We start from the raw sequence: 27000 nt of genomic DNA, 5'->3' as shown, positions 1-27000 counted from the left end.
GCTGGGTTAAGATAGTCGATTGCCAAGCTGGCCACACCCGACTGGACATTTCGATGCAACCGACCCGCCTTGCCCTTGCCGTTTTCCTCAGCCTGTCCGGCACCGCCTTCGCCCAGCAGGCGCCGAGCGTGTCCGAACCGGTGCTGCGCGGCCACCTGGCCTTCCTGGCCGACGACTTGTTCGAAGGCCGCGGCACCGGCCAGCGCGGCGGCGACCTGGCGGTGCGCTACCTCGAGACCCAGGCCGCCATCATGGGGCTCAAGCCGATCCCGGGCGGCGGCTACCGCCAGAAGGTCGAGATCGAGGGCACGAAACTGCTGCCCGGCAGCTCGGTGAGCTTCCAGGCCGGCGCCAAGCGCTTCAGCCCGGAGATCGGCAAGGGCATCGTGTTCGGCACCAGCAGCGGGCGCACCCAGCTGGCCTTCGACGCGCCGCTGGTGTTCGTGGGCTACGGCGTCTCCGCACCCGAAGAAAAATGGGACGACTACAAGGGCGCCGACGTGAAGGGCAAGATCCTCGTCATGATGGTCAACGACCCGCAGCCTACCGCGGATGAGCCGAAGCGCTTCGCCGGCAAGGCCTACACCTGGTACGGCCGCTGGCTCTACAAGTTCGAAGAGGCGGTGCGCAAGGGCGCGGCCGGCGTGCTGCTGATCCACACGCTGCCGTCCTCGTCCTACCCGTGGAGCGTGCCGGCCAACGGCTTCTCGCACGAGCGCTTCCACCTCGCGGGCGCGGGCAACCCGGTCGAAGGCTGGCTGCACGAAGACACCGCGCGCGAACTGTTCGCCGCCGGCGGCTTCGACCTCGACACCCTGCGCGCGCAGGCCGAACGGCGCGACTTCCGCCCGGTGGACCTCAAGGTCGCGGCGAAGGTCGAGCTGAAATCCAGCATCCGCCAGGTCGAGCAGTTCAACGTGGTGGGCATCGTGCCCGGCACCGACCCGAAGCTCAAGCAGCAGGCGGTCGTGTATTCCTCGCACTGGGACCACATGGGCATCGACGAAGGTCCGGCCGACGGCAAGAAGGACCGCATCTACAACGGCGCCATCGACAACGCCTCCGGCACCGCCGCCTTGCTGGCGATGGCCGCGCAAGCCGTGAAGAAGCCGGCCCGCCGCACCCAGGTCTTCCTGTGGCCGGCCGCCGAAGAGCAGGGCCTGCTGGGCAGCGCCGCCTACGTGAAGAACCCGGTGGTGCCGCTGGCGCACACCGCGGCCGACCTGAACCTGGACAGCCTGAACTTCGTCGGCGTCACCCGCGACATCGGCGTGGCCGGGGCCGAGCGCAGCACCCTGTACGACACCGCCGCGGGCGTGGCGAAGCAAATGGGCCTGAAGCTCGCCCCCACCATCCCCGACCTGTCCGGCGCCTTCTTCCGCGCCGACCACTTCAACTTCGCCAAGGCGGGCGTCCCGGCCTTCAACGTCGGCTCGGCCGTGTTCTCCGGCGACGGCCACTTCGAGTTCGCGCACGAGCATGGCGCGTCGAGCGAGAAGATGAAGGGCTTCAAGAAGGATTACCACCAGGTCAGCGACGAGTACCGCGCCGACTGGGATTTGTCGGGCATGGTGCAGCAGGCGCAGTTCACGCTGAACCTGGGCTATGCGGTGGCGAACGCGCCGGGGATGCCGGCGTGGAAGAAGGGGGATGCATTCGGGAGTGTCAAGCGCTGAACGAGCAACGGCTCTCGCACGGCAGTCCCGCACCCGCAGCACCGTCGTACCGGCGAAGGCCGGTACCCAATTCCGTCGCGCTGCCACGTACTTCACACGTAGCCACGGTGCATGCAAACTTGGGTACCGGCCTGCGCCGGTACGACGGTCTTGCGGCTAACAATTAGCGTGGCGTCAGCCTACATTCAGCTTACGCCGCCACCACACCCGCCAGGATCCTCTCCAGGCTCTCCATATCCACCGGTTTGACCAGGTGGTGATCGAACCCCGCCGCCTTGCTGTCGCGCCGGTCCTGGTCCTGGCCGTAGCCGGTGACCGCGACCAGGGTGGCGTGGGCGGTGGCGGGGTTGCGGCGCAGGCGGCGGGCCAGTTCGTAGCCGTCCATCTCGGGCAGCCCGATATCGAGCAGGCAGACGTCGGGCGCGAAGCCCGGCGCGCGCGCCAGCGCCTCGGGCGAGCCGTGTTCGACCAGCACCTCGTGCCCGTGGGCGCCGACCACCATCGCCAGCACCCGGGCCGCATCGACGTTGTCGTCCACCACCAGCACCTTCAGGTGGTTGCCACGGCCTGCGACGTCGACGGGGGCGCTGTCGTCGGGCCGGTGTTCCATGCAGCGCGGCAGGCGCACCGTCAGGCTGGTGCCCATGCCCTGGCCGGCGCTGGCCACGCCCACGCTGCCGCCGTGCAGCTGCACCAGGCTGCGCACCAGCGCCAGGCCGATCCCCAGCCCGCCAAGCGTGCGGTCGGGCGTGCGCTCGCCCTGGACGAACATGTCGAAGGCGCGCTCCAGTTCCGCCGGCAGCATGCCGATGCCGTTATCGCGCACTTCCAGCCGGACGTTGTCGCCATCGAGCGCCACCAGCAGGTCGATCTGGCCGCCGTCCTCGGTGAACTTGGCGGCGTTGTGCAGCAGGTTGCCGACCACCTGCACCAGGCGCTTGCGGTCGCCCGACACGAAGCAGGGCTGGGGCAGCAGCTGCAGGTCGAGGCGGTGGCGCTTGTCGCGCACCAGCGACTGCACCTGCTCGGCCGCCTCCAGCACCACGGCATTGATGTCGATGCGTTCCTTGGCCAGCACCACCAGCCCGCGCGTGACGCGCGAGACGTCGAGCAGGTCGTCCACCAGCCCGGCCATATGGCGCGCCTGGCGCCCGATGATGGCGCTGATCTGCCTGGTGCGCGCCGGGTCCAGGCCGCCCTGCCCCAGCAGCTGGGCGCCGGAGGTGATCGGGGCCAGCGGGTTGCGCAGCTCGTGCCCCAGCATGGCCAGGAATTCGTTCTTGCGCTGGTCGGCCTGGCGCAGCGCTTCTTCGGCGCGCACGCGCTCGGTGATGTCCTGCATGGTGCCGCGCAGCGCCGTCACGCGGCCATCCGGCCCGTGCACGCTTTCGCAGCGGTAGTCGAGCCAGATGTGGTGGCCTTCGGCATGCACGGCCTGCAGCTGCAGCTTGCCGCTGCCGCCGCTGCGCGCCAGTTCGCCGGTGAGCTGCTGGACTTCCTGCCAGGATGCCTCGGTCAGCATGCTGCCGCGCTGCTGGTCGAACGGCGGCACCGGCCGGCCGAAGATGTAGGGCACCGAATCGGAAGTCGCGATGCTGTCCGCGCCCAGCTTCCAGTGCCAGGTGCCGAAGCGAGCCAGCTGGTGGGCTTCGCGCAGCGCCGATTCCTTCTCGGCCAGCTCGCGCGAGCGCTCGTCGAGCAGCGCCGCCGCGTCGCCGATCGCGGCGGCAATGTCGGCGGCTTCGCGCACATGCATCTCGGCGAACGGCGGCAGCGCGTCGCGGCGACCGCCCTTGCCCAGCGCCAGGGCCGGCCCGGTGAGGGCCTGCAGCGAGCGCGCCATGCGCCCGCCGATGATCCAGGCCAGGCACAGGCCGATGGCGAACAGCACCGCCACGCCGGCGGCCAGCATGGCGAGCTGGCCAAGCAGCTCGGTGCGCAGGGTCTCGCGCGGGATGCCGATGGCGACGCCCCAGCCGGTGAGGGCGGAGCGCGAGAACGAGGTCACCAGCGGCCGGCCTTCGCGCGAGCGCGAATCGATCGTGCCTTCGTTGCTGGCGGCGGCGGCGTTTCTCAGCAGCGGGTTGACCGGCTTGCCGACCGACTGGGCCGGATTGATGTTGCGGCTGAAGATCACACCCTTGCGGTCGAACAGCGAGGCCACCGCGCCCTCGGGCACGGACTTGGGCGTGAGGATATCGGCGAAGTATTCGGGACGCATGCCGATGCTCAGCACGTAGCGGCGCTCGCCGCGCACCGTCACCGGCACGTCGATCCGGGCGGTGGGGCGCTTGCGCAGCGGGCCGATGAACACATCCGACACGCTTGCCTTGCCGGTCGCAAAGACCCGGTCCAGCTGGGGCGAGCGGTCGAGCGGCAGCCTGCTGCCGTAAGCTGCGCCGGTATTGACGATCTGCTGGCCGCTGCGGTCGCGCAGGACCAGGTTCATGCCGCCGCCGGCCAGTGCCAGCGCTTCGCTGGCCTGGCGGTGTACCTGGGAGAAATCCTCGGCCGCGAGCGCGTCGATGGTCGACAGGGTCTGGGCGATGGCCTGGCCCTGCATCAGTTTATTGTCGACGCTGTGCACCAGTGCGCGTACCGTCTGAAGGGTGTTCTTTTCGAACTGCGCGCGCGCCTTCTGGTACTGGTGGACGAACAGCAGCGACGCGCCGACGACGCCCGGCAGCAAGGTCGCCAGGACCAGCCAGAGCAGGTAGGCCCGCAGGGGCCTGCGGACGATCGATGGGGTGGTGCCGGTCACGGTGTTTTTGTATGCGCTGGGAAAGTCCTGATTCTACGTGACATTCCGGAGGCGCATCGCCCAGTTCGCCCGCTCCCGGGCTAGAGCGGCAGGCCCACCCCGGCCGTTCCCGCGCCCAGCGCGACCGCGATGGCGATCGCCAGCGGCAGCACGCCCTGGCGCCGGCGCAGCGCGCCCCAGGCCAGCAGCGCCAGGATCGCCACGCCGATGGCCAGCGGCGCCCAGGCGTGGTCGAATACCCCATGGCCGGGCGGGGCGTCATGGCCCGGATGGGCCAGGGCCGACGCGCAGCTGAGCAACATGGCAAGGACAAACAAGATTTTCATGCGGGTTCTCCGAGGCGGTGGTCGAGCAGTCCCTGCGCGCGGATGAAGGCGACGACCTCCGCCACGCCTTCGCCGCTGCGCAAGTTGGTAAAGATAAAAGGGCGGTCGCCGCGCTGGCGGCGCGCATCGGTGGCCATCACCCCGAGGTCGGCGCCGACATGGGGCGCGAGGTCGGTCTTGTTGATGATCAGGAGGTCCGAGCGGGTGATGCCCGGCCCGCCCTTGCGCGGGATCTTCTCGCCGCCGGCCACGTCGATGACGTACAGGGTCAGGTCGGACAGTTCCGGGCTGAAGGTGGCGGCCAGGTTGTCGCCGCCGGACTCCACCAGCACCAGTTCCAGGGCCGGGAATTCGGCCTGCAGGCGCGCGATCGCTTCCAGGTTGATGGAAGCATCCTCGCGGATCGCGGTGTGCGGGCAGCCGCCCGTTTCCACGCCCATCAGGCGCTCGGGCGCCAGGGCATTCGCGCGCAGCAGGATTTCCATGTCTTCGCGGGTGTAGATGTCGTTGGTCACCACCGCCATGTCGTAGTGCGCGCGCATGGCCTTGCACAGGTGTTCGCACAGGGCGGTCTTGCCGGAGCCGACCGGGCCGCCGATGCCGACCCGCAGGGGATTCGATGTGGTCATGGGTTCCTTCATGAGCGGTAAAGCCGGCCGTGCTGCACTTCGTGCCGCATCGACAGCATGGACAGGCCGGGCGACCAGTTCGACAGCGCGTCGTCGGCCACGCCGCGCGCATGCACGGCGGCGCGCTCCAGTTCCGGGCCGAGGGCCAGCAGCAGGCGTTGGCCGGCCACCTGGCCTAGCGGCACCGATTTCACGCATACCAGCACCTGGTTCTCCAGCCACGAAAACAGCATCGCCAGCAGCGCTTCCTCATGCGGGATGCCGAGCGCGTCGACCGCGCAGGCAAAGGCGGCCGGCAGCGAGATCTCGGCGCCGTCGGGGGCCGGGTCGGCCACGCCGAGTTCGGCCAGCAGGCGCGCCAGCGAATAGCCCATCTGCACGGTCTCTGCGCGCAATTCAAAGGTGTCGCGCGACGCCAGGTAGCATTCGCCCAGGTAGGCCGTGGCCGCATCGTCGCGCACGGCCCGCGCCTGCAGCATGCGCCAGAACAGCGGCGCGTCCCATTGCGCCACCACCTCGTGCAGGTGGCGCGCGATCCAGTCCTGCGCGCTGGCGGCGTCCGTCACCAGGCCTTGCTCGAGCGCCGCTTCCAGCCCTTGCGAATAGCTGTAGCCGCCGATCGGCAGCGCGGGGCTGGCGAACTGCAGCAGGTGGAGCAGGGCGGCGGCCTTCATGCGCCGTCCACGTCCATCGGGCGGTGGATCTTCTGGCGCAGCGGCACCGGGGCCAGCGGCGACGCCGTGCCGTGGCCGTGGCCGGCGGCGGCATAGGCGCCGGCCTCGGGCTCGAACGCGGCCAGCTCTTCCTCCACCTTGGCGCCCAGCCCCAGCACCATGTCGCGCAATACCGGATCGGCGCGCATGCGCAGGCCCCAGTTGCATACCTGCAGCTGGGTGTGGCGGTTGCCAAGATGGTAGGCGCAGCGCGCCAGGGCCAGCGGGTCGCCGCAGCGCACCGCATAGGTAGGCTCGGGCGCGGCGACGACCCGCACCACGCGGCCATCGTCGCCGCGCAGCAGGTCGCCATGGCGCAGCGCCGCGCCGCGCGGCAGGAACAGCGCCACTTCCTCGCCCGAGGCCAGCGCGGCGCGCATGCGGCAGCGCTCGCGCCTTTCCCACGGCAGCACCAGGGTATCGTGGACCTGGGTGGCGGCGTCGATGCGGGTATTCAGGGTTAACATGGGCACTCCTCAGAACAGGAAATAACGCTGCGCCATCGGCAGCACGGTGGCGGCTTCGCACACCAGCAGCTCGCCGTCGGCGCGCACTTCATAGGTTTCGGGATCGACTTCCATGCGCGGCGTGGCGCCGTTGTGCACCATGTCGGCCTTGCGCAGGCCGCGCATGCCGCGCGCCACCGCGATGGTTTTACTCAAGCCCAGCCGGGCGGGCACGCCGGCATCGAAGGCCGCCTGCGAAACGAAAGTAAGCGACTTGCGCAGGCCGCCCCCGAAGGCGCCGAACATGGGCCGGTAATGCACCGGCTGCGGTGTCGGGATCGACGCGTTGGGGTCGCCCATCAGGCCAGCCGCGATCATCCCGCCTTTCAGGATCATCGAGGGCTTGACGCCGAAGAAGGCCGGCCGCCACAGCACCAGGTCGGCCAGCTTGCCCACTTCGAGCGAACCGACTTCGTGGCTGATGCCATGGGCGATGGCCGGGTTGATGGTGTACTTGGCAACGTAGCGGCGCACCCGGAAGTTGTCGTTGCGCTGCGTATCCGGATCCAGCGGGCCGCGCTGGACCTTCATCTTGTGCGCCGTCTGCCAGGTGCGCAGGATGGTCTCGCCCACCCGGCCCATGGCCTGCGAGTCGGAGGACATCATCGAGATCGCGCCCAGGTCGTGCAGGATGTCCTCGGCGGCGATGGTCTCGCGCCGAATGCGCGACTCGGCGAAGGCGATGTCCTCGGCGATCGCCGGGTCGAGGTGGTGGCACACCATCAGCATGTCGAGGTGTTCGTCGAGCGTGTTGACGGTGAAGGGGCGGGTGGGGTTGGTGGACGAGGGCAGCACGTTGGGCTGGCCCACGGCCGCGATGATGTCCGGCGCGTGCCCGCCGCCGGCGCCTTCGGTGTGGAAGGTGTGTATGGTGCGGCCCTTGAAGGCGGCCAAGGTGCTTTCCAGGAAGCCGGCCTCGTTCAGGGTATCGGAATGCAGCGCTACCTGCACATCCATGCGCTCGGCCACGGCCAGGCAGTTGTCGATGGCGGCGGGGGTGCTGCCCCAGTCCTCATGCAGTTTCAGGCCGATGGCGCCGGCCTCCACCTGTTCCACCAGGGGACCGGGCAGGCTGACGTTGCCCTTGCCGAAGAAGCCCAGGTTCATCGGGAAGGCATCGGCTGCCTGCAACATGGCGTGGATGTGCCAGGGCCCGGGCGTGCAGGTGGTGGCGGCCGTGCCCACCGCCGGGCCGGTGCCGCCGCCCAGCATGGTGGTGATGCCGCTCGCCAGGGCTTCCTCGATCTGCTGCGGGCAGATGAAATGGATGTGGGTGTCGACCCCGCCGGCGGTGACGATCATGCCTTCGCCGGCGATGATCTCGGTGGCCGCGCCGATCGGCACCGTCACGCCGGGCTGGATGTCGGGGTTGCCGGCCTTGCCGATGGCGGCGATGCGGCCGTCCTTCAGGCCGATGTCGGCCTTGACGATGCCCCAGTGGTCGACGATGACGGCGTTGGTGACCACGGTATCCATCACGCCCGCGTGCGGCAGCTGCGACTGGCCCATGCCGTCGCGGATCACTTTGCCGCCGCCGAATTTCACTTCTTCGCCGTAGATGGCGTGGTCATGCTCGATCTCGATGAACAGTTCGGTGTCGGCCAGGCGGATCCGGTCGCCGGTGGTGGGGCCGTACATGTCGGCATAGGCGCGGCGCGAAATGCTCGTCATCGTCAAGCCTTCGGAAGGGGGCCGGACACCAGCCCGGTGAAACCATGGACGATGCGCGCACCATCCAGCGCCACCAGCGCGACGGTGCGGCGCTGGCCCGGCTCGAAGCGCACCGCGGTGCCGGCCGCGATATCCAGGCGCATGCCGAGCGCCGCAGCGCGGTCGAACTGCAGGGCGCTGTTGGTTTCCGCGAAATGGTAGTGCGAGCCCACCTGCACCGGTCGGTCGCCGCCATTGGCCACGCTAAGGACCAGGCCCGCGCGGCCTTCGTTGAGGACGATCTCGCCGTCTTCCAGCAGGTATTCGCCGGGGATCAATGGCGCCTCCGCGCAAACAGGGTCTTGTAGTAGATGGCGCTCGGGCGCCAGTGGCCGTTCGGGCTGCAGCTGTAGTCCGGCAGTTCGCCGGCGCGGGTGTAGCCGGCCTTGATGACCAGCTGCTCGGCGCCGGAGCCGGCTTCGGTGTCGAGCAGCAGCAGGCCGCGCCGCAGCGCCAGCGCCTCGATCTCGGCCGCCGCCAGCAGGGCGGCGCCGACGCCGCGCCGGCGCTGGGTGCAATGCACCAGCATCTTTTCCAGCCCGGCCCGGTTGCTGCCGTTGGGCTCCAGGCACAGCGCCAGCTGCACCGCGCCGACCAGGATGCCGTTGCGCTCGGCCGCCAGCAGCACGCGCGCGCCGCGCGCCACCTCGGCTTCGACACCGGCCCAGTAGGCGTCGAGCTGCTCGTCGTCCAGGCCCGCCAGGAAGCCAAGCGAATGGCCGTCGGCCACGGCGTCGAGCAGCAGGGTGGCGAGCTGGGTGCGGACTTCCCGGATGGCGCGCGGGTCGAGCCTGCGAATGATCATGGGCTGCCTCGTCAAGGGATCGGGTGATGGACGGTGACCAGCTTGGTCCCGTCGGGGAAGGTGGCTTCGACCTGGATCTCGGGGATCATCTCGGGCACGCCGTCCATCACGTCCGCGCGCGACAGCAGGGTGGCGCCTTCGGACATCAGCGCGGCCACGCTGCGGCCGTCGCGCGCGCCTTCCATGATGGTGGCGCTGATCAGGGCCACCGCTTCCGGATAATTGAGCCTGAGGCCGCGCGCACGGCGGCGTTCGGCCAGCAGGGCGGCGGTGAACAGCAGCAGCTTGTCCTTTTCGCGCGGGGTCAGGTCCATGGCAGGCCTCTCAGGTGTTCCAGATGCGTGGGGCCCGCGCTTCCAGGCCGAGCAGGTGCGGGCGCAGCGCGGTCCACACCCGCGCCATCGCGTGGCGCGCGGCTTCGCTGTCGTCGCACAGGTAGCGCGCCACGAACACCGACTTGAGCTGGGTGACGCCAAGCGCGGCGTCGCCGGCGCGCAGGCTGGCCAGCAGGGCCGCCGGGGCCGGGCGGCCGACCCCGACCAGGGTGGCGCAGACGTGGCGCCCGCCCAGCGCCAGCGGGCTGTCCAGCGCGGCGCCGCCGGCCAGCCGTCCCTGCTCATGCCACACCAGGCGGCCGCCGTGGCGGATGCGGGTGCGCTGGCGCAGGGCGCCGCGGGTGAAGCGCTCGCCCGAGGCGGCGCGGCCGAAGCACAGGATCTCGCTGCCGATGTAGGTGGCGTCCAGCCCCAGGTCGACTTCGTGCTCGAGCGTGACATCGGCGCCGTCGTACAGGATGGTTTCCTGCGGCAGCCACTCGATGCTGGCGCCGCTGAGGGCGTCCAGGCGCACCTGCTGGCGCGCCGGGCGGCCATTGGCGCGGTACCACTTGGCCGCGCCCGGGGAGGTCAGCAGGGTGCGCGCCCCGGGCCCGGCCTGCACGCCGATATCGAGCACGTCGCCGCCGGCCACGCCGCCGGGCGGATGCACGAGCACCGCGTGGCACACCCCGGGCCCCTCCGGGTACAGCGCCTTCTGGACCCGCAGCGGCCCCTCGTGGCGGCGTTCGACCAGCCGGGTGGTGTCGCCGTCGCGGGCGAAGCGCAGCCGCATGCTGGCGTGCCAGCCCGGCTGGACGATGGAAGGGGAGAGGAGGCAGTCGCGCATGCCATGCTGGAATGCAGGATACGTGCCAGCACGTATTCGGCAACGCGATGAAGGACGAACGACCGTGCAATTTGTTTTCTCAAGGACAAATACTTGTCAATACATCAGGCTGGGACGTTGCAAGCGCGCCATACCCCGCACCAAATTGGAAGAAATTTCCCTGTTTTTGCTACTTCACCATCGAATCCGCACCCGATTGGACGTAAGGTATCTTGCGCACGGGCAATTACGCCTATCAACATATCAAACAGAACAACACAAAACCCATGGATACCTCGACTACCCCCCAAGATAACGAAGTCCTGTCCTTCCGCCTGGCGAAGGAAGAGTATGCGATCAGCATCCTGAAGGTGCAGGAGATCCGCGGCTACGAAGAGCCGACCCTGCTGCCCAGCGCCCCGGCCTGCATCAAGGGTATCCAGAACCTGCGCGGCTCGATCGTCCCGATCGTGGACATGCGCATCCTGTTCAATCTCGGCGAGCCGGTGTACGACCAGTTCACCGTCGTCATCGTCCTGAACATCAAGAACCACGTGATCGGCATGGTGGTCGACAGCGTGTCTGACGTGGTTACCCTGGCCGACGACCAGGTGCGTCCGGCGCCCGAGATGGGCAGCACCGGCGACGGCGACTACATCACGGGCCTGGGCACGGTTGGCGAACGCATGCTGATCCTGCTCGACATCGACCGCCTGATGAGCTCCGAGCAGCTCGGCCTGATCACCAATACCCAGAAGGCCGCCTGACGGCTTCGCTTGAACCTGAAAGAGAAACGATGAACTTCGCAAACCTCAACATTGGCAAGCGCCTTGGCTTCGGCTTTGGCGTCATTTGCACCATGCTCGTCTGCATGATCGCGACCAGCAACCTCATGCTGGGCCAGGTCAAGGACGGCACCGATGAAATCGTCAACAACCGGATGCCCCGCATCGAGTCGACCACGGACTTGCTCGCGGAAATCAACGACATCGCCATCGCACTGCGTAACATGCTGCTCAATGAAGAGCGTTCCGACCGCACGCGCCAGACCGAGGAAATTCTCGCCTCGCGCAAGGAAATCGACCGCCTGCTCGCCGACCTCGACAAGACCCTCCAGCACCCGACCGCGCGCAAGCTGCTAGCGGAAAAGCAGCAGTACATCAGCCGCTATGTCGTCGGCCAGGACAAGATCATCAAGCTGGTCAACGAGGGGCTTCCCGAGGAAGCGAACCAGTACCTGGTGGATGAACTGCGGCCCCTGCTGGTCGGCCTGAAGAAGGCCGTGCATGAACAGGCCGAGCTGCAAAAACGCATCGCCATCGACAAAGCCGAGGAAGCGCAGCGCACCTACGACAACACGGTCGGCCTGATGTGGACCCTGGGCGCACTGGCGCTGGGCCTGGCCGCGCTGGTGGCCTGGTGGATCACGCGCTCGATCACCCGCCCGGTGCAGCGCGCGCTGCAAGTGGCGAACACCGTCGCCGCCGGCGACCTGACCAGCCAGATCGAGGTCACCACCCGCGACGAGGCCGGCCAGCTGCTGCAGGCCCTGAAGACCATGAACGAGAACCTGGCGCGCACCGTCGGCACCGTGCGCACCAGTACCGACACCATCACCGTGGCCGCGGCCGAAGTGGCGGCCGGCAGCCTGGACTTGTCGAGCCGCACCGAACAACAGGCCAGCTCGCTGGAAGAAACCGCCTCGTCGATGGAAGAACTCACGTCCACCGTCAAGCAGAACGCCGACAACGCACGCCAGGCCAATGTGCTGGCCGAAGCGGCCTCGCAGGTAGCCCAGCGCGGCGGCGCCGTGATCGGCCAGGTGGTCGGCACCATGACCGAGATCGACGCTTCGGCCGGCAAGATCAACGACATCATCGGCGTGATCGACAGCATCGCCTTCCAGACCAATATCCTGGCGCTGAATGCGGCCGTGGAAGCGGCCAGGGCTGGCGAGCAGGGCCGCGGCTTCGCGGTGGTGGCCTCCGAAGTGCGCAACCTGGCGCAGCGTTCGGCGGCGGCGGCCAAGGAGATCAAGGGCCTGATCAGCGATTCGTCCAGCAAGGTCGCCAGCGGCAGCAAGCTGGTCGGCGAAGCCGGCGCCACGATGCAGGAGATCGTCGACAGCGTGCGCCGCGTGACCGACATCATGGGCGAGATCAGCTCGGCCAGCCAGGAGCAGACCGCGGGCATCGAGCAGATCAACCAGGCCGTGGTCGAGATGGACCACGTGACCCAGCAGAACGCCGCGCTGGTGGAAGAGGCGGCCGCCGCGGCCGAAGCGATGAAGGACCAGGCGGCGAACCTGACCGCGGCGATGGCGGTATTCCGGATCGACGGCGGCGCAGCGGTGCAGCAGCCGGCGCGGGGGCCGCAGCGCCAGGCCCAGGCCTTGCTGGCCTAAGCGGCGAATCCGCCCTCGAAAAAAAACGGCAAGCCGCGAGGCTTGCCGTTTTTGCTTGGTACGACGAGGTGCTTAGAACGAGTGACGCACACCCACGTTGAACACCGATGGATCGGCGCCCAGGGCGGTGACTGGCGGAGCGAAGGTGCCGCCCGCCGAGCTCAGCCCGAAGTTGCCACGCGAATTGTTGCGCACGCGGCCGTAGCTGCTGTACACGTTGGTGCGCTTGGACAGGGTGTAGGCATAGGCCAGCGAGAAGCCGTTGCCCTTGCCGCCGGTTTCGATCTTCTGCTGGTGCACCGAAGCGAAGAACTTGTTGGCGCCGGCGGTGTACGAAGCACCCACGGTAGCGAACTTGAACTCGTTGTTCGGGCCGGTCAGGTCGGCGACCACGTAGCTGCCGCGGACATCGAAGGCGCCGAAATTGTAGCCTGCGCCGAACGCGTATTCCTTGTCGTCGCCGGTGGCCAGGCGCTCGACGTTGTGGTAGCCGGCGCCCAGGTTGAGCGGGCCGTTCTTGTACTCGACCGACACGCCGACCAGGCTGCCCGACGGGTCATTGGTCTGGCGCTCGCCGGCGCTGTAGGCGGCCTGTACGGTGAAGCCGCTCAGTGCCTCGCTCTTGTAGTTGACCGAGTTCGACAGGCGGCGGGTGGCGCGGTTGGTGCCGAAGCTGCCCAGGTTGGAACCGTAGTAGCCATGGCCCAGCGGGTCGCTCGACTGCACGACGGCAGCGATCGGGCTGTATTCACGGCCCACGGTGATGGTGCCGAACGTGCCTTGCAGGCCGACGACGGCGCGGCGCTGGAACAGGCCGGCGGCGTCCTGGGCGCCGGTGTCGAGGGTGTAGCCAGCCTCGATGTTGAAGAGTGCCTTCAGGCCGTTGCCGAGGTCTTCAGTGCCACGGAAGCCGATGCGGCTGGTGGACTGGGTACCCGAGCTGATCACCGTGCGGCTGTCTTCGCCCGGTGCATCCGTGTCTTCGATGCCGATCGACGCATCGGCAATACCGTAGACGACGACACTCGTCTGCGCATGGGCAGCGAACGGCAGGATGGATAACAGGGCGATAGCCAGGCTCTTCTTTTTCATTGATGATCTCCGGTGGTTGAGGTGGGGTTTCCGAACGCCGTTCTCAGTGTCTGATGATGACAAACGTGCAGTTGCAAAAAGCTAAAGTTACCAGTGCAGTGGAAATGATGCCACGATTCATTAGCTCTTTGCTTATTCGGTTTCCCCGAAGCATGTCCGCGTGGCCAAAAAGCCGCACGATCCAACGCAAACTACGGGTTATCACGTAGTTTGCTGTTGTATATATGTAACGCTTCACCCGGATCGCCTGCAGCCGGCAGCGTGCGCGAGGCCGTTTGCGGGGCATGTTAGGATCGTTCATCCGCGGCCCCGCCGGCCGCTTTTCCCCGACAAGGACGACTCCAACGTGCGCAACGGTATCACCCAAGCACCCTTCGGCCAGCTGCCGGGCGGCGAGAGCATCACCCAGTTCACCCTTGCCAATGCCACGGGCATGGTGGTGAAGATCATCGATTTCGGCGGCGTCATCACCGAAATCCACGCCCCCGACCGCGACGGCCGCATGGCCGACGTGGTGCTGGGCTTCGACACCCTCGCGCCCTACCAGGCCGACAGCCCCTATTTCGGCGCCTTGATCGGGCGCTACGGCAACCGCATCGCCCGGGGCAGGTTCACGCTCGACGGCCGGGAAATCGTGCTGCCCACGAATAACGGCAACAACCACCTGCATGGCGGCGCGCCCGGCTTCGACAAGCGGAAGTGGACCGCCGTCGCCCATGACGACAGCCTGCAGCTGACCTACCGCAGCCGCGACGGCGAGCAGGGCTACCCCGGCAACCTCGATGCCACCGTCGTCTATACGCTCACCGACGACAACGAGCTGATCGTGCGCTTCCACGCCGTGACCGACCAGGCCACGCCGGTCAACCTGACCCAGCACAGCTACTTCAACCTGGCCGGCCAGGGCGACATCCTGGGCCACGTGCTGACGCTGGACGCCGACCGTGTCGTGGCCATCGACGACGAATCGATCCCGACCGGCGAGCTCGCCCCCGTGGCGGGCACACCCTTCGATTTCCGCACACCGCGCCCGATCGGCAGCCGCATCATGGAAGACGACGTCCAGCTGCGCCATGGCCTGGGCTACGACCACAACTTTGCGCTCAACAAGCCGCAAGGCAAGACGATGACGCGCGCCGCCCATGTGCGCGAGCCGGTGTCGGGCCGGGTGCTGGAACTGTTCACCGAAGAGCCGGGCGTGCAGTTCTACAGCGGGAATTTCCTCGACGGCTCGCTGGCGGGGAAGGGGCGGGCCTATGCCCACCGCAGCGGCTTCTGCCTGGAGCCGCAGCATTTTCCCGACTCACCCAACCAGCCGCAGTTCCCCAACGTGATCCTGCGTCCGGGCGAGGTCTACCAGACCGAGTCGCGCTTCCGCTTTTCCGTCGAGCGATAAGCACCGATGGAGCCGTTCACCGGCGAGCGGCACGCACGCAAAACTAGCTTCCTGCCTGCGCCGGGGGGCGTAGGCGCCAGTGGCACGTACGACGGTGCAGAGAGTACAAACGACGTGTGATTCGTCGTTCCGGCGAAGGCCGGAACCCAAGTTCGTCGCGTATCGACGGCCTTCGAAACCGGCGCATGTTCTGAACCGACACAGCCGATCGAGACCATCACGGTCTCGGGCAAGGACGGCCACAGCACGATCCGGCGTGCTGTACAGTCAGCACCCTGATCAGACCGGGCCCGGTTTTTGCATTAGCATGGTGGAACCTGCGCCGGCCGTCGCCGGCGTCCACCAGACTACGGACCCCGCCATGGATACCGCCACGCCGCACGCCCCCACGCGCCCTGCAAGCCCGCCTGTGCACCCGGCGCACCAGAATCTCGCATCCCTGAGCCACCCGCTGCGCGTGCCGCTGGCGGCCGAACTGCATTCGCGGCCCTTCCTGCGCCTGGACGGGCAGGAGGCGATCACCCACCTGGCAGTGTGGCGCGGCGACCAGCATGCGCTGCTGGCGGGCCTGTGCGCGCACTTCGGCGTGCCGGCCCCGGTGGCGGGCGCCAGCCACTTCTTCCATGACTTCGGGCGCTTCCGCCTCAAGTGGGAGTGCCATACCGAGTTCGCCTCGTACACCTTCACCGCACGCCTGCTTGACAACGCGACGCTCGCCGGCGCCTTCGGCCACGTCCCGCTCGGCCACATCCCCGCAGCCTGGCTGCATGGCCTCGATGGGCGCCTGATGGCGGCGGCCCATGTGGTGCTGGTCGATGGCGCCGTCGATGCGTCGGCTTTGCCGGAGGTGTTCGAGCGCAGCCTGCTGGCCGGCTCGCAGGTGATGCAGGGCGCGGAATTGTGGAGCGACTTCGCGATCCAGGCCGATGGCTTCAGCCGCTTCGTCATCCGCGACATCGGCATGCGCCACCTGCAGGCGGGGCGCCTGGTGCAGCGCGTGCTCGAAATCGAGACCTACCGCATGATGGCGCTGCTCGGCCTGCCCGCGGCGCGCCAGGTGGGGGCGGAACTGGACCGCATCGAGGCCGAGCTGGCCGAGGTGGCGGGAGCGATGGTGGCGCTGGACAGTGCGCTGGTAGAGAAGCAGGAGGAGCAGGGCGGCGAACAGCGCCTGCTCGAACGCATCACGCGGCTGGCCGCGCGCATGGACAAGCTGGCCCTCGACAACGGTTACCGCTTCACGGCCTCGCGCGCCTATTTCCGGCTGGTGCAGGCGCGCATCGACGAGCTGCGCGAACAGCGCATCGAAGGCACGCCGACGGTGGAAGAATTCATGGAGCGCCGCCTGGCGCCCGCGATGAACACCTGCGAGTCCACCGCCGCGCGCCAGGAAGCGCTGGGGCGGCGCATTGCCGCATCCAACGACCTGCTGCGCACCCGCGTGGGCATCGTGCAGGAGCAGCAGAACCGCCGCATCCTGCAATCGATGAACGCACGCGCGGCCCAGCAGCTGCGGCTGCAGATGGCGGTGGAGGGGTTGTCGGTGGCGGCCATCTCGTATTACCTGGTCGGCCTGCTCGGCTACGCGGGCAAGGCCGGCAAGGCGCTCGGGCTGCCGCTCAACCCGGATCTGGCGCTGGGCCTGCTGGTGCCGGTGGTGGCGGTGGCTGTCTGGCTGGGCCAGCGCCGCATGCACCGCAAGCTCGGCAAGGCGCATTGATCTGGGCGGAAACGTAACGGGCGCGGCTCATCCGGATAGCTGGTTATAATCCCCCGATTATAAAAGTTAGCGGCGAGACAACAAACCAACGGCGACAGGTTTTCCCTACCTGCGACCGGTGGCCGCGCGGAACCGAACTGGGTCAAATCCTGATGAGCATCCAAAGCAGTCCCTCCCTTCTGCCTGAAGGCGGCGCGACGCTGCACGACCAGGCCACGCCGCCGGCCTGTCCTGTTTTCCCCACCGTCAAACCAGACAATTGGCCGGAAGGCATGCAGGCCATTGCCGACCTGATCGTGGCTTCCCACTTCCCGATGTTCATCGCCTGGGGCCCGGAATTGCGGCTGTTCTACAACGATGCCTATGCCGAGTTGCTCGGTGATAAGCATCCAGCGGCCATGGGCCAGCCCTTCCCGCTGGTGCGCCCCGAGTTGTGGCCCCAGCTCCAGCCCTATGTGCTGGAAGCGATGGCCGGCCGCCCGGTGCAGTTCGACAACGCCCAGCTGGAGCTACTGCGCAACGACCGCATCGAGCGGCGCTATTTTTCCGCCTCGATCGCGCCGGTGCGCCACCACGGCGACCTGATCGGCATTTACTTCGTGCTGTCCGAGACCACGGCGCGCGTGCTGGCCGAACAGCGCCACGCCTTCCAGACGAGGCTGGGCGAGACCCTGCGCCCGCTGCTCGATGCGGTGCAGATCATGGAAGCGGCCAGCAGCCTGACCGGACAGCACCTCGGCGCCGGCCGTGTCGGCTATGGCGAGATCGACGTGGCGGCGCGCACCGTCAGCGTGGACCGCGACTGGACCGACGGCAGCATCGCCAGCCTGGCCGGCCAATCGCGCCCGCTCGCCATCTTCGGCCCCGCCATCAATGCGCAGCTGCGCCACGGCCGCACCCTGGTCCTTGACGATATCGCCCAGGACCCGCGCGCCGCCCCCTATGCCGCAGGCTATGCCGGCATCGGCGTGCGTTCGATGATCATCGTGCCGCTGATCGAGCAAGGCCACCTGGCCGCGATCTTCTACCTGCACGAGCAGCAGCCGCGCCACTGGAGCGATGAAGAAGTGGCGCTGGCCGAGGACGTGGCGCGCCATACCCGCGAAGCGGTGCGCCGCGCGCGCGTGGAAGAGTCGCTGCGCGACGAGAAGCGCGTGCTCGAGATGCTCAACCGCACCGGCCAGGTGCTGGCCTCGACGCTCGACCTGAACACGCTGCTGCAGGCGATCACCGACGCCGCCACCGAGCTGGCCGGGGCCCGCTTCGGCGGCTTCTTCTACAACGCGCAGGACGAACGGGGCGACCGGCTGCACCTGTACACCCTGTCCGGCGCCTCGCGCGAGGACTTCGAGCAGCTGGGCCAGCCGCGTCCCACCGAGCTGCTGCGTCCCACCTTCCAGGGTGAAGCGCCGGTGCGCAGCAAGGACATCGCGCGCGACCCGCGCTATGCGGCGCTGGGCCCGGGCAGCGGCATGCCGCAGGGCCACCTGGCGGTGCGCAGCTACCTGGCGGTGCCGGTGGTGTCGCGCTCCGGCGAAGTGCTGGGCGGGCTGCTGTTCGGCCACCCGGACCCCGGCGTGTTCACCGAGCGCACCGAACGCATCATCGCCGGCGTGGCGGCGCAGGCGGCCATCGCGATGGACAACGCGCGCCTGTACGACGTGGCGCAAAAGTCGGCGCTCGAACGCGACTCGCTGCTGCAGAGCGAGCGCGCGGCGCGGGTGCAGGCCGAGCGCCTGAGCCACACCAAGGACGAATTCCTGGCGATGCTGGCGCACGAGCTGCGCAACCCGCTGGCGCCGATCAGCAGTTCGGCCAGCCTGCTGTCGATGCAGTTCAAGGACGAGCCGCGCATCCGCCAGGCCAGCACCATCATCAGCCGCCAGGTCCGGCACATGAGCCGCCTGATCGACGACCTGCTGGACGTCTCGCGCGTCACGCGCGGCCTGGTCAAGCTCAAGCTGGGCATCATCGACTTCCGCGACATCGTCTCGGGCGCGCTCGACCAGGCCCGCCCGCTGGTGGCGGAAAAAGGGCACGAGGTCGAGGTGACGCTGCCGCCGCATCCGGTATGGGTGCGTGGCGACCAGACCCGCCTGGTGCAGAGCGTGGCGAACATCCTGAACAACGCCGCCAAGTACACACCCCGGGCGGGGCGCATCGCGCTGTCGCTGCACGCGCTGGACGGCAAGATGCGGCTCACCGTCAGCGACAACGGTTCCGGCATGCCGGCCGAGCTGCTGCCCAATGTGTTCGACCTGTTCACGCAGGGTGCGCGCACGCTGGCCCGCTCGCAGGGCGGGCTGGGACTGGGCCTGACCCTGGTCAAGCGCCTGGTCGAACTGCACGAGGGCGAAGTGAGCGCGCACAGCGACGGCGTCGGGCAAGGCAGCAGATTTACGCTCACGCTCTCCTGCGTGGATGCGGCCGGCGACACGAGCGGCGCTGCCGCGGCGCCGGAGGAGGGCGCGAGCGCGCCGCTGGCGCGGCCGCTGCGCCTGGTCCTGGTCGACGACAATGCCGACGCCGCCGACAGCCTGTCGATGCTGTTGAACGTGCAGGGATATCGCACGGCGGTCGAATACGACGCGCGCTCGGCCCTGCGCCGCGCCCGCGCCGAGCGGCCGGACGCCATGCTGGTCGACATCGGCCTGCCCGACATCGACGGCTACCAGCTCGCCGGACAGCTGCGCGCGATGCCGGAGATGCAGGGCACGGTGCTGGTGGCGATCACCGGCTACGGCCAGGCCAGGGACCGCGAGCGCGCCATCGAGGCCGGCTTCGCGCACCACCTGGTCAAGCCGGTCGACATGACGGCGCTGGTGCGCATCCTGGAGTCGGTGGGCGCCGCCGCGGCGCGCGCGCAGGCGCCCGCCAGCGCCGCCTGACGCGGCGGCGACGGCGCGGTTATCATGGGCGTCCAGCCCATGAAAGGAGCAGCATGTCCAGTTACGTCATCAGCGCGCCCGCCCTGCCTTCGCTGGCGGTGGCCGGGACCGAAGAGCGCTTCCCGATCCGCCGCGTGTTCTGCGTCGGCCGCAACTACGGCGCCCATGCGCGCGAAATGGGGAGCGACCCCAACCGCGAACCGCCATTCTTCTTCACCAAGCCAGCCGACGCCGTGGTGCCAGCCAGCGGCGCCGTGCCGTATCCGCCCGCAACAAAGGACCTGCACCACGAAGTCGAGCTGGTGGTGGCGCTCGGCACTGGTGGCGCCAATATCGCCCCGCAGGATGCATTGGCGCTGGTGTGGGGCTATGGCGTGGGCCTGGACCTGACCCGGCGCGACCTGCAGTCGGTAGCCAAGGACGCCGGCCGCCCGTGGGACATGGCCAAGGGCTTCGATGCGTCGGCGCCGTGCAGCCCGCTGGTCCCGGCGACCCTGCTCGGCCACCCGCAGGATGCGCGCATCTGGCTCGAGGTGAACGGGGCGCTGCGCCAGGAGGGGAACCTGAACGAGATGATCTGGCCGATCGCGGACGTCATCAGCCTGTTGTCGCAGCTGGTCACGCTGGCGCCGGGAGACCTGATCTATACCGGTACGCCGGCTGGCGTGGCGGCGTTGAAACCCGGCGACCAGCTGCGCGGCGGCGTCGATGGCGTCACGGAGTTCGCCCTGAGTATCGCGTAGGGTAAGCGGGTTCCCCGCCCGCGCGTTCAAGCCGATGTCGACCAGATGCGCGGCTAACCGTCAGCCGCGTGAACGCGCGCCCGGCGCAGGCGGCCACCCTGCCAGACCATCCATGTGCGCCAGCAGCGCTTCCCTGGCCGCATCGATGTGCGCCCCGTTCGTCTTGCCCGACAGCGCAGCCCTGTCCTTGCGCCCCAGGAAGTACGCGACGCGTTCCGCATTCGCCCCCGACGGATGCGGCAGGCCGTGCAGGATCTGCCCGGCCTTGATCACGCCTTCTTCCGCCAGCCAGTCCAGCACATCCCCCACGCTGCCGCCCATCGGTATGTAGAGCGCATCGGGCAGCAGCCGCGCTTCCTCCGCGAACCAGCGCAGCACCTGCGCGCGCAGGAAGGCGCTCCGCATGGCCGGGGGCGAGCCGCTGTAGTTCTTGCCGTCGACGAAGACCGGGTGGCGCAGGATGGCGCTCACCTGCACCAGGCCGGCGTGCGCGCCGAACAGCGTGGCGCAGCTGGCGATGCCGAGCCAGCGCTGCACGCCGATCGCGTCGAGCAGGGCGACGAAGTTGGGCCGGATCGCGCCGCTGAAGGCGCCGGCCAGGCGCGCCGCGCGCAGCACCGCGCCATCATCTGCGCCGGCCGCGAGCTGCAGCTGCGCTTCGCGCATCGCATTCTTCCACTGCGCAAAGCCCGGCGTGATGCCGGCGACGACGATGCGCGCCTGCGGGTGCACCGACTCGAAAGGAATGTAGTAGGTGCTGTAGCGGCCTTCACGGCCGAGCATGAAGGTGTCGGGAATATCCGCGGGCGAGGTCACCGACGCCAGGTCGAGGCTGCGGATCGCGTCGCGGTAGCGGCTGAATAATAGCTCTGGCATGGAAGTGTGGAGGTGGCTGGAAACTCCATGGTAGCGCACGCCGCAAAGCCTGCGCGGAGGCATGCGCGCGCAGGAAAAATGGTAGGCTGTCCGCATCAGGTAAGCGGCCGCCACGACGGCCGGAACAAGGGGAGGGTGCCATGGCCGAGGTAGCGTTCATCACGGTGCACGGGATGGGGGAAACCCCGCCGACGTATGCGGACGGCTTGATGGAGCGCCTGCGCGGCAAGCTCGGCGCGCTGGCGGGGCAGGTGGTGATGCGCTCCGTGTACTACCAAAAAATCTTGCAGGACAACCAGAACTATGTCTGGGAGCGCACCCGCGAGCATGCCACGGTGCGCTATGGCGACCTGCGCAAGTTCGTGCTGTTCGGTTTCGGCGATGCGGCCGGGCTCGAGAACCGCAAGGAGATCCCCGGCTCGGTGTACGAATTGGCGCAGGGCGAGATCGCGAAAGCGCTGCTGTCGGCGCACGCGGTGCGTCCCGGCATGCCGGTGGTGTTCGCGGCGCAGTCGCTCGGCTGCCAGGTGCTGTCGAGCTACATCTACGATGCGCAGAAAGCGGCCAAGGGCTTGCCGGTGGGCGCCGGCATCTGGCGCAACATCGACGCCTGGGCCGAAACGGCGATCGGGCGCGCGCTCACCGCCAGCGAAAGGAATTTCCTGGGCGCCGGCACCTGCGCCGCGCTGGTCACGACCGGCTGCAACATCCCGATCTTCGTGGCCGCGCACAAGATCATGCACATCGTCCCGATCGCCCCGCCGACCTCGCTGTTCAAGTGGGTCAACTTCTACGATCCGGACGACGTGCTGGGCTGGCCGCTGCAGCCGCTGCCGGGCGGCTACCGCGAGCTGGTGGAAGACCGCGTCGTCAACGCCAGCGGCGGTGTGGTCAACCTGCTGCTGCGCAGCTGGAACCCGTTCGCGCACAACAGCTACTGGGACGACGTCGAGGTGGTCGATACCATCGCGGCCATGCTGCGGCGGCTGTCGGCGTAGGCGTTCACCCCGCCGCGGCAAGCGTGAACAGCGGACGGATATCGCCCGCCACCGTCCCGCGCGCATTGCGGATCTCGGGCTGGCGGTACTGCTCGATCAGCGCACGTCCCTGTTCATCCAGTCCCTTCAACAGGCCAAGCTGATCGAGCACGCTGTACACCGCCGGGTGCAGCGCGCGGTTATTGCCGTCCGCGATCTTGATCGCGATACCGAGGCCGGCCGAGCGGACGCCGATGGCCTGCACCGCGTCGGCGCCGATCTTCGCCACCCAGTCGCCGCCGCCCGCGCCCATCCAGGCCAGGTCGGTGCGCGCCGTGCCCGACACCATGTCCGGGCGGGCTGTCATGGCATCGAACAGGTCGCCCATGGCGCCGCCCAGCTGCGGGTCGGCCGCGCCCTGCGCCAGCCGTGCATACAGGTGGGCCAGGCTGGAGAGCGGCATCGCGTAGTTGGGCGCCGAGCAGCCGTCGATCCCGACCGGCATGCGTTCGACCGGCATCCCGACGGCATCGGCCAGCGCGGCGCGGATGGCCTGCTGCAGCGGGTGGCTGCGCTCGACGTAGCCGGCGGTCGGCGCGCCGTGCAGGCGGCACCAGGCGAGGAAGCCGCTGTGCTTGCCCGAACAGTTGTGCTGCAGCGGGGTCCAGGTGCGGTCCGTCGGCAGCGGCTGGCCGGTGAACTCGTAGAACAGCGGCGCCGCGCAGCCGCACTCGAGGTGGCCGGGGTCGAGCCCGATCTTGCCGAGGATGGACTGCACGCCCTCGAGGTGCATCGCTTCGCCCGAGTGGCTGGCGCACAGCAGCGCCACTTCGCCCTGCGTGAGGCCGAAACGCGCGGGCCCGCCCGAGAGCATGAACGGCAGCGCCTGGAAGGGCTTGAGGGCCGAACGCGTAAACGTGGGGTAGTGCGGGTCGCCGGCCGAGAACAGGACGCGGCCGTGCACGTCGACGACGGCGATGGAGCCGGTGTGGATGTTCTCGACGGTGTTGCCGCTGTCGGGATAGCCGCGCGTGGTGGCGGCGAGGGGAGTGGGGTGCATGGGCGCTTGGCGTTAGTGTAGAGAGAGCCCTACTGTAAGCCATTCGCGCGCATCCAGACGCACGCTCCGGCCGCGTTTTCCAGCATATCGACGAGCCCGTTTCGACACATCTGTACGGCGTGCAGACATCGAAGGCGCGCGCGAATATGCACCTCCCGCCTGGTCCCGGTTTTACGCAGTTCGTCGCGCCAAATCCGCGTTTCGGCGCTTGCCGCTTGAGCCTGCGCGGCGCTTCGCTACACTTCTCATATCGCCAGACAAACCCTGATAAACGCTGGCGAAACTGACCATGTGGACCGCGCGGAACGAGCACCAACACCGCACAGGTCCGACCTCAATTCGACCTGAAAGGAAGTACCCATCATGCGCACCAAACTCCTGCTGGCCGCCGCCGCCACCTTGTTCACCCTGACCGCAACCGCAGGCCCGCAAGGCGCCGGCACCGAACGCGTCACCGTCGTCGGCGCCCAGCCGCAACAGGCCCGGATGGCGCCCTTCATGTTCGACAACGTGCAGGGCCGCTACGAGCTCGACGACGGCCGCATGCTGACCGTCACCGGCAAGGTCGATGGCCGCGCGCGCACCCTGTACGCCGACCTCGGCGATGGTCCGACCGAAATCATCCACATCGGCAAGAACCGCTTCGTCGCGATGGGCAAGGACCTGCGCTTCGCCTTCGAGCGCCCGAACAGCCGCCGCCTGCCGGACACCGTGCGCATCAGCAGCCTGGCCGGCCGCCAGCTGGCACTAGCCCAGCGTTGAGCCGAAGCGGCCGGCCTGGTAGTCGCTGATGGCCTGCGCGATTTCTTCGCGGGTCGTCATGACGAAGGGGCCATGCGACACGACCGGTTCCCGGATCGGGTCGGCATGGCCGAACACCAGCAGCGCGTCCTGGCGCGCGTGGATCTCGAGCGTGTCGCCGCTGTCGTCCAGCTCCACCAGGTGCATCTGGCTCACCAGGTCGTCATGGTTGCCCACCTGGACCACGCCGCGCGCGACATACAGGAACACGCTGCGTCCTTCCAGCCCCGTCACGCGGAGGCTGCCTCCCGGCTGCATCCGCAGCGTGGACATGAACACGCCGGTCAGCGACTGCACCGGCCCCTGCCTGCCTTCCCATTGCCCCGCAATCAGGTCGAGCTCCACCTTGCCGCCGTCGAGGCTCAAGGCGGGGATATCCTCGCGCTGCAGCCCCGTGTAGGCAGGCTCGCTCATCTTCAGGCGCGACGGCAGGTTGACCCACAGCTGCAGGATCTCGATCGGGCCGCCTTGTTCGAGGAAGTCGCGCGGCGAGACTTCCGCATGCACGATGCCGCGCCCGGCCGTCATCCATTGCACGCCGCCGGCGTGGATGATGCTTTCGTGGCCCGCATTGTCGCGGTGCGCCAGCATGCCTTCCAGGATGAAGGTGACGGTCTCGAAACCGCGGTGCGGATGCGGCCCGAAGGGCAGGCCGCGGTTGTGCGGCGGGTAGGTCTGCGGCCCGTGGTGGTTCAGGAAGAGGAAGGGATCGACCTGCTCGACGTGGCGGCCCGGCAGCGGGCGCTGCGTGACCAGGTCGCCGATATCGTCGCGCATGGCCGGGTGCAGGCGGTGGACACTTCTGGCGCTCATGGGGAAACTCCTGGTGGGTGATCGTGGTCCCTACTGTACCCGTGCTAGACTCGTTGCGCTCTTGCAATCTAAAACAACGCAATCGGAGACGGCCCCCATGATTCGACAGACCCTCCTTGCCAGCCTGCTGCTGGCGTCCTTTGCCAGCACGGCCATGACGCCGGCGCTGGCGGCCAGCGTCCCGGGCGAGACCGCCGTCAAGACCGCCAAGTATGCGGTGACCACCTACCGCAAGGACCTGATCGACACGCTGGGCAAGCTGGTGAGTTTCAATACGGTGGCCGACAAGGCCATCCCGTCCGACCAGAACCCGGTCCACATCGCCTTCAAGGAAGCGCTGAAGCAGGAAGCGGCGCGCCTGGGCCTGGACTATGCCGACCATGGCTGGACCGTGATCATTGGCCTGGGCCAGGGCGAGCAGCGGGTCGGCGTCATCACCCACGGCGACGTGCAGCCGGTGGATGCGAGCAAGTGGAAGAAGTCGCCCTTCGTGCTGGACCGCACCAGCGAGCCGGGGCGGTTGCTGGCGCGCGGCGCCGAAGACGACAAGGGGCCGATCGCCACCGCCCTGTACGCGATGAAGTCGATCCGCGACAAGGGCGTGCCGCTGTCCAAGCGCATCGAGCTCTATGTGTACATGGGCGAGGAATCCGACTGGGGCCCGCTGACCGAATTCCTGAAAACCCACCAGCCGCCGCAGGTGAACATCACGCTCGACGCCGAGTACCCGGCGGTGACGGCCGAGAAGGGTTCCGGCACGGTGGCCGTCACGGTGCCCAAGGCCGGCAGCGTCACGCCGCCCGAAGGCGAGCCATACCTGGCCGCATTCGGCGGGGGCTTCTTCCGCAGCCAGATTCCGGAGGACGCCACCGCGCTCATCGCCAACGCCACGCCGGAGATCGAACAGCAGGTGCGTGCGCGCGGCGCCCGGCAGGAAGGCATGCAGTACGGCTTCACCTGGGAGGGTAACAACCTGGCGGTGAAGGCCAAGGGCGTCTCGGCCCACTCGTCCAAGCCGGAACACGGCACCAACGCCGTGAGCATGCTGGCAGATGCGCTGGCGGTGCGCCCGTGGGCCAATACCACGGCCGGCGGCGTGGTGAACTTCCTGAACGACCTGGTGGGCACCGGCATCCATGGCGAGAAGTTCGGCAAGGTCGCCTACCGCGACGGCTTCATGGGCCCGATGACCTTCGCGCCCACCGTGATCACCCAGCGCGACGATGGCATCGAGGTGTCGATCAACCTGCGCCGCCCGCAGGGCAAGAGCAGCGAGCAGCTGACCGCCGAAGTGAACGCCGCGCTGGCCGATTGGCAGGCGCGCCGCCTGCCGCTGGCCAACGTCGCGGTGCGCATCGGCGAACCGTGGGTGCAGAAGGGCGCGCCGCACTTGCCCACCCTGATGGGCGTGTTCTCGTACTTCACGGGCATGAAGGACCCGAAGCCGGTGGCGATCGGCGGTGGCACCAATTCGCGCCTGTTCCCGGGTGCGGTGAGCTTCGGCCCGGCCATGCCCGGCAAGGTCTATACCGGCCACTCGGAGCACGAGTTCATCACCGAGAAGCAGCTGCTGCTGAACCTGCAGATGTACACGGCGGTGCTGGTCGAGCTGGCGAAGTAATACCGGCCTGGACGCCCCACGAGCCCCGGCATCGACCGGGGCTTTTTGTTGCGCGTGCAGCATCGCTCACTGGCGTGATCATGTTGCACCCCTAGGCGCCTTGCTCGCCGAAATGTGTAAAAATTTCTCATGATGATGTCGGAATAGGCTTACAGAAGCCTGCCAAGCCCAACAGTGCATGCGTGGTTTCCCTCGCAGCGGCGGGGCAGGCTGCGCCCTGCGCTTTCGCCCTGGGCGCGCATTGCGTTGATGCCCGGAAAATACCTCCGTGCTAGAGGGAAAGTGTGGCCGAAACAGCATGATAGGATCGTTTTTCAGGCCGCAAGCGCCCCGGTTCATG

Annotated in this window: 24 protein-coding genes; 10 read left to right on the top strand and 14 right to left on the bottom strand. The window is 68.2% G+C overall.

The genetic code is table 11. The features are described from left to right. The first annotated feature begins 53 nt into the window (after positions 1-53). The gene (locus BM031_RS19960) at positions 54-1676 is read left to right on the top strand and encodes a M28 family peptidase (protein ID WP_091876310.1); all 1623 of its coding nucleotides are present in this window, start codon (positions 54-56) and stop codon (positions 1674-1676) included. A gap of 190 nt (positions 1677-1866) precedes the next feature. Here the strand turns inward: BM031_RS19960 and BM031_RS19955 are convergent, their stop codons facing one another. The 10 genes from BM031_RS19955 to BM031_RS19910 all read right to left on the bottom strand — a co-directional run bounded on the left by BM031_RS19955 (position 1867) and on the right by BM031_RS19910 (position 10290). After that, on the bottom strand, positions 1867-4437 hold the full coding sequence (locus BM031_RS19955) for a hybrid sensor histidine kinase/response regulator (RefSeq protein WP_229409063.1): 2571 nt from the start codon (positions 4435-4437) through the stop codon (positions 1867-1869). An 80-nt stretch (positions 4438-4517) separates the two neighbouring features. After that, positions 4518-4763 (bottom strand): DUF6732 family protein, encoded by a 246-nt coding sequence (locus BM031_RS19950; protein ID WP_143084651.1) that lies wholly within the window; start codon positions 4761-4763, stop codon positions 4518-4520. Beyond that, complete coding sequence (gene ureG / locus BM031_RS19945; RefSeq protein ID WP_091876308.1) at positions 4760-5392, bottom strand: urease accessory protein UreG; 633 nt, start codon at positions 5390-5392, stop codon at positions 4760-4762. Before ureG ends, BM031_RS19950 begins: the two co-directional genes overlap by 4 nt. An 8-nt stretch (positions 5393-5400) precedes the next feature. After that, positions 5401-6066: an urease accessory protein UreF gene (locus BM031_RS19940; RefSeq protein WP_091876307.1), complete on the bottom strand. Its 666-nt coding sequence runs from the start codon at positions 6064-6066 to the stop codon at positions 5401-5403. Beyond that, a complete protein-coding gene (gene ureE, locus BM031_RS19935; RefSeq protein ID WP_091876306.1) occupies positions 6063-6572 on the bottom strand; it encodes an urease accessory protein UreE in 510 nt (169 codons plus the stop codon). Before ureE ends, BM031_RS19940 begins: the two co-directional genes overlap by 4 nt. A 9-nt stretch (positions 6573-6581) precedes the next feature. Then, positions 6582-8282, bottom strand: coding sequence for an urease subunit alpha (ureC, locus tag BM031_RS19930; protein WP_091876305.1), 1701 nt, complete (start codon positions 8280-8282; stop codon positions 6582-6584). Between the two features lie 2 nt (positions 8283-8284). Beyond that, positions 8285-8599 carry an urease subunit beta gene (locus BM031_RS19925; RefSeq protein WP_091876304.1) on the bottom strand — a complete coding sequence of 105 codons (315 nt, stop codon included), beginning with the start codon at positions 8597-8599 and terminating at the stop codon, positions 8285-8287. Further along, the gene (locus tag BM031_RS19920; protein WP_091876303.1) at positions 8596-9126 is read right to left on the bottom strand and encodes a GNAT family N-acetyltransferase; all 531 of its coding nucleotides are present in this window, start codon (positions 9124-9126) and stop codon (positions 8596-8598) included. Before BM031_RS19920 ends, BM031_RS19925 begins: the two co-directional genes overlap by 4 nt. 11 nt (positions 9127-9137) lie before the next feature. Beyond that, entirely contained in the window at positions 9138-9440 is a 303-nt protein-coding gene (locus tag BM031_RS19915; RefSeq protein ID WP_091876302.1) for an urease subunit gamma, read from the bottom strand. 10 nt (positions 9441-9450) lie between these two features. Further along, on the bottom strand, positions 9451-10290 hold the full coding sequence (locus BM031_RS19910; RefSeq protein ID WP_091876301.1) for an urease accessory protein UreD: 840 nt from the start codon (positions 10288-10290) through the stop codon (positions 9451-9453). 266 nt (positions 10291-10556) lie between these two features. Between BM031_RS19910 and BM031_RS19905 the strand changes: the two genes are divergently transcribed. Next, complete coding sequence (locus BM031_RS19905) at positions 10557-11036, top strand: chemotaxis protein CheW (protein WP_091876300.1); 480 nt, start codon at positions 10557-10559, stop codon at positions 11034-11036. Between the two features lie 29 nt (positions 11037-11065). Continuing rightward, on the top strand, positions 11066-12673 hold the full coding sequence (locus tag BM031_RS19900; protein ID WP_091876299.1) for a methyl-accepting chemotaxis protein: 1608 nt from the start codon (positions 11066-11068) through the stop codon (positions 12671-12673). A 72-nt stretch (positions 12674-12745) separates the two neighbouring features. Here the strand turns inward: BM031_RS19900 and BM031_RS19895 are convergent, their stop codons facing one another. Beyond that, on the bottom strand, positions 12746-13765 hold the full coding sequence (locus tag BM031_RS19895) for a porin (RefSeq protein WP_091876298.1): 1020 nt from the start codon (positions 13763-13765) through the stop codon (positions 12746-12748). Positions 13766-14111: 346 nt separating this feature from the next. Between BM031_RS19895 and BM031_RS19890 the strand changes: the two genes are divergently transcribed. From BM031_RS19890 to BM031_RS19875, 4 genes are all read left to right on the top strand, one after another. Further along, positions 14112-15161: an aldose epimerase family protein gene (locus BM031_RS19890; protein WP_091876297.1), complete on the top strand. Its 1050-nt coding sequence runs from the start codon at positions 14112-14114 to the stop codon at positions 15159-15161. Between the two features lie 361 nt (positions 15162-15522). Next, positions 15523-16881, top strand: a complete 1359-nt coding sequence (locus BM031_RS19885; RefSeq protein WP_091876334.1) for a DUF3422 family protein — start codon at positions 15523-15525, stop codon at positions 16879-16881. A 152-nt stretch (positions 16882-17033) separates the two neighbouring features. Next, positions 17034-19769 (top strand): GAF domain-containing protein, encoded by a 2736-nt coding sequence (locus BM031_RS19880; RefSeq protein WP_091876296.1) that lies wholly within the window; start codon positions 17034-17036, stop codon positions 19767-19769. A 53-nt stretch (positions 19770-19822) separates the two neighbouring features. Then, positions 19823-20512 (top strand): fumarylacetoacetate hydrolase family protein, encoded by a 690-nt coding sequence (locus tag BM031_RS19875; protein WP_091876295.1) that lies wholly within the window; start codon positions 19823-19825, stop codon positions 20510-20512. Positions 20513-20572: 60 nt separating this feature from the next. Here BM031_RS19875 and BM031_RS19870 read toward each other — a convergent pair whose 3' ends face one another. Then, positions 20573-21388, bottom strand: a complete 816-nt coding sequence (locus tag BM031_RS19870; protein ID WP_091876294.1) for a hypothetical protein — start codon at positions 21386-21388, stop codon at positions 20573-20575. A gap of 140 nt (positions 21389-21528) precedes the next feature. Here BM031_RS19870 and BM031_RS19865 point away from each other — a divergent pair, with 140 nt between their 5' ends. After that, entirely contained in the window at positions 21529-22386 is an 858-nt protein-coding gene (locus BM031_RS19865; RefSeq protein WP_091876293.1) for a hypothetical protein, read from the top strand. Between the two features lie 4 nt (positions 22387-22390). Here the strand turns inward: BM031_RS19865 and BM031_RS19860 are convergent, their stop codons facing one another. Continuing rightward, a complete protein-coding gene (locus BM031_RS19860) occupies positions 22391-23425 on the bottom strand; it encodes an asparaginase (protein WP_091876292.1) in 1035 nt (344 codons plus the stop codon). A 363-nt stretch (positions 23426-23788) separates the two neighbouring features. Between BM031_RS19860 and BM031_RS19855 the strand changes: the two genes are divergently transcribed. Beyond that, positions 23789-24187 carry a hypothetical protein gene (locus tag BM031_RS19855; protein ID WP_091876291.1) on the top strand — a complete coding sequence of 133 codons (399 nt, stop codon included), beginning with the start codon at positions 23789-23791 and terminating at the stop codon, positions 24185-24187. On the opposite strand, the gene BM031_RS19850 is transcribed toward BM031_RS19855, so the two are convergent. Then, positions 24173-25039, bottom strand: a complete 867-nt coding sequence (locus BM031_RS19850; RefSeq protein ID WP_091876290.1) for a pirin family protein — start codon at positions 25037-25039, stop codon at positions 24173-24175. The genes BM031_RS19855 and BM031_RS19850 overlap by 15 nt on opposite strands. 97 nt (positions 25040-25136) lie before the next feature. Here BM031_RS19850 and BM031_RS19845 point away from each other — a divergent pair, with 97 nt between their 5' ends. Next, the gene (locus BM031_RS19845) at positions 25137-26660 is read left to right on the top strand and encodes a dipeptidase (RefSeq protein WP_091876289.1); all 1524 of its coding nucleotides are present in this window, start codon (positions 25137-25139) and stop codon (positions 26658-26660) included. The last annotated feature ends 340 nt before the right edge of the window (positions 26661-27000 follow it).

It is taken from the genome of Massilia yuzhufengensis (assembly GCF_900112225.1).
GTDB lineage: Bacteria > Pseudomonadota > Gammaproteobacteria > Burkholderiales > Burkholderiaceae_D > Telluria > Telluria yuzhufengensis.
The sequence above is the reverse complement of the archived record's forward strand: the minus strand, read 5'-3'. Positions and strand labels throughout refer to the sequence as shown.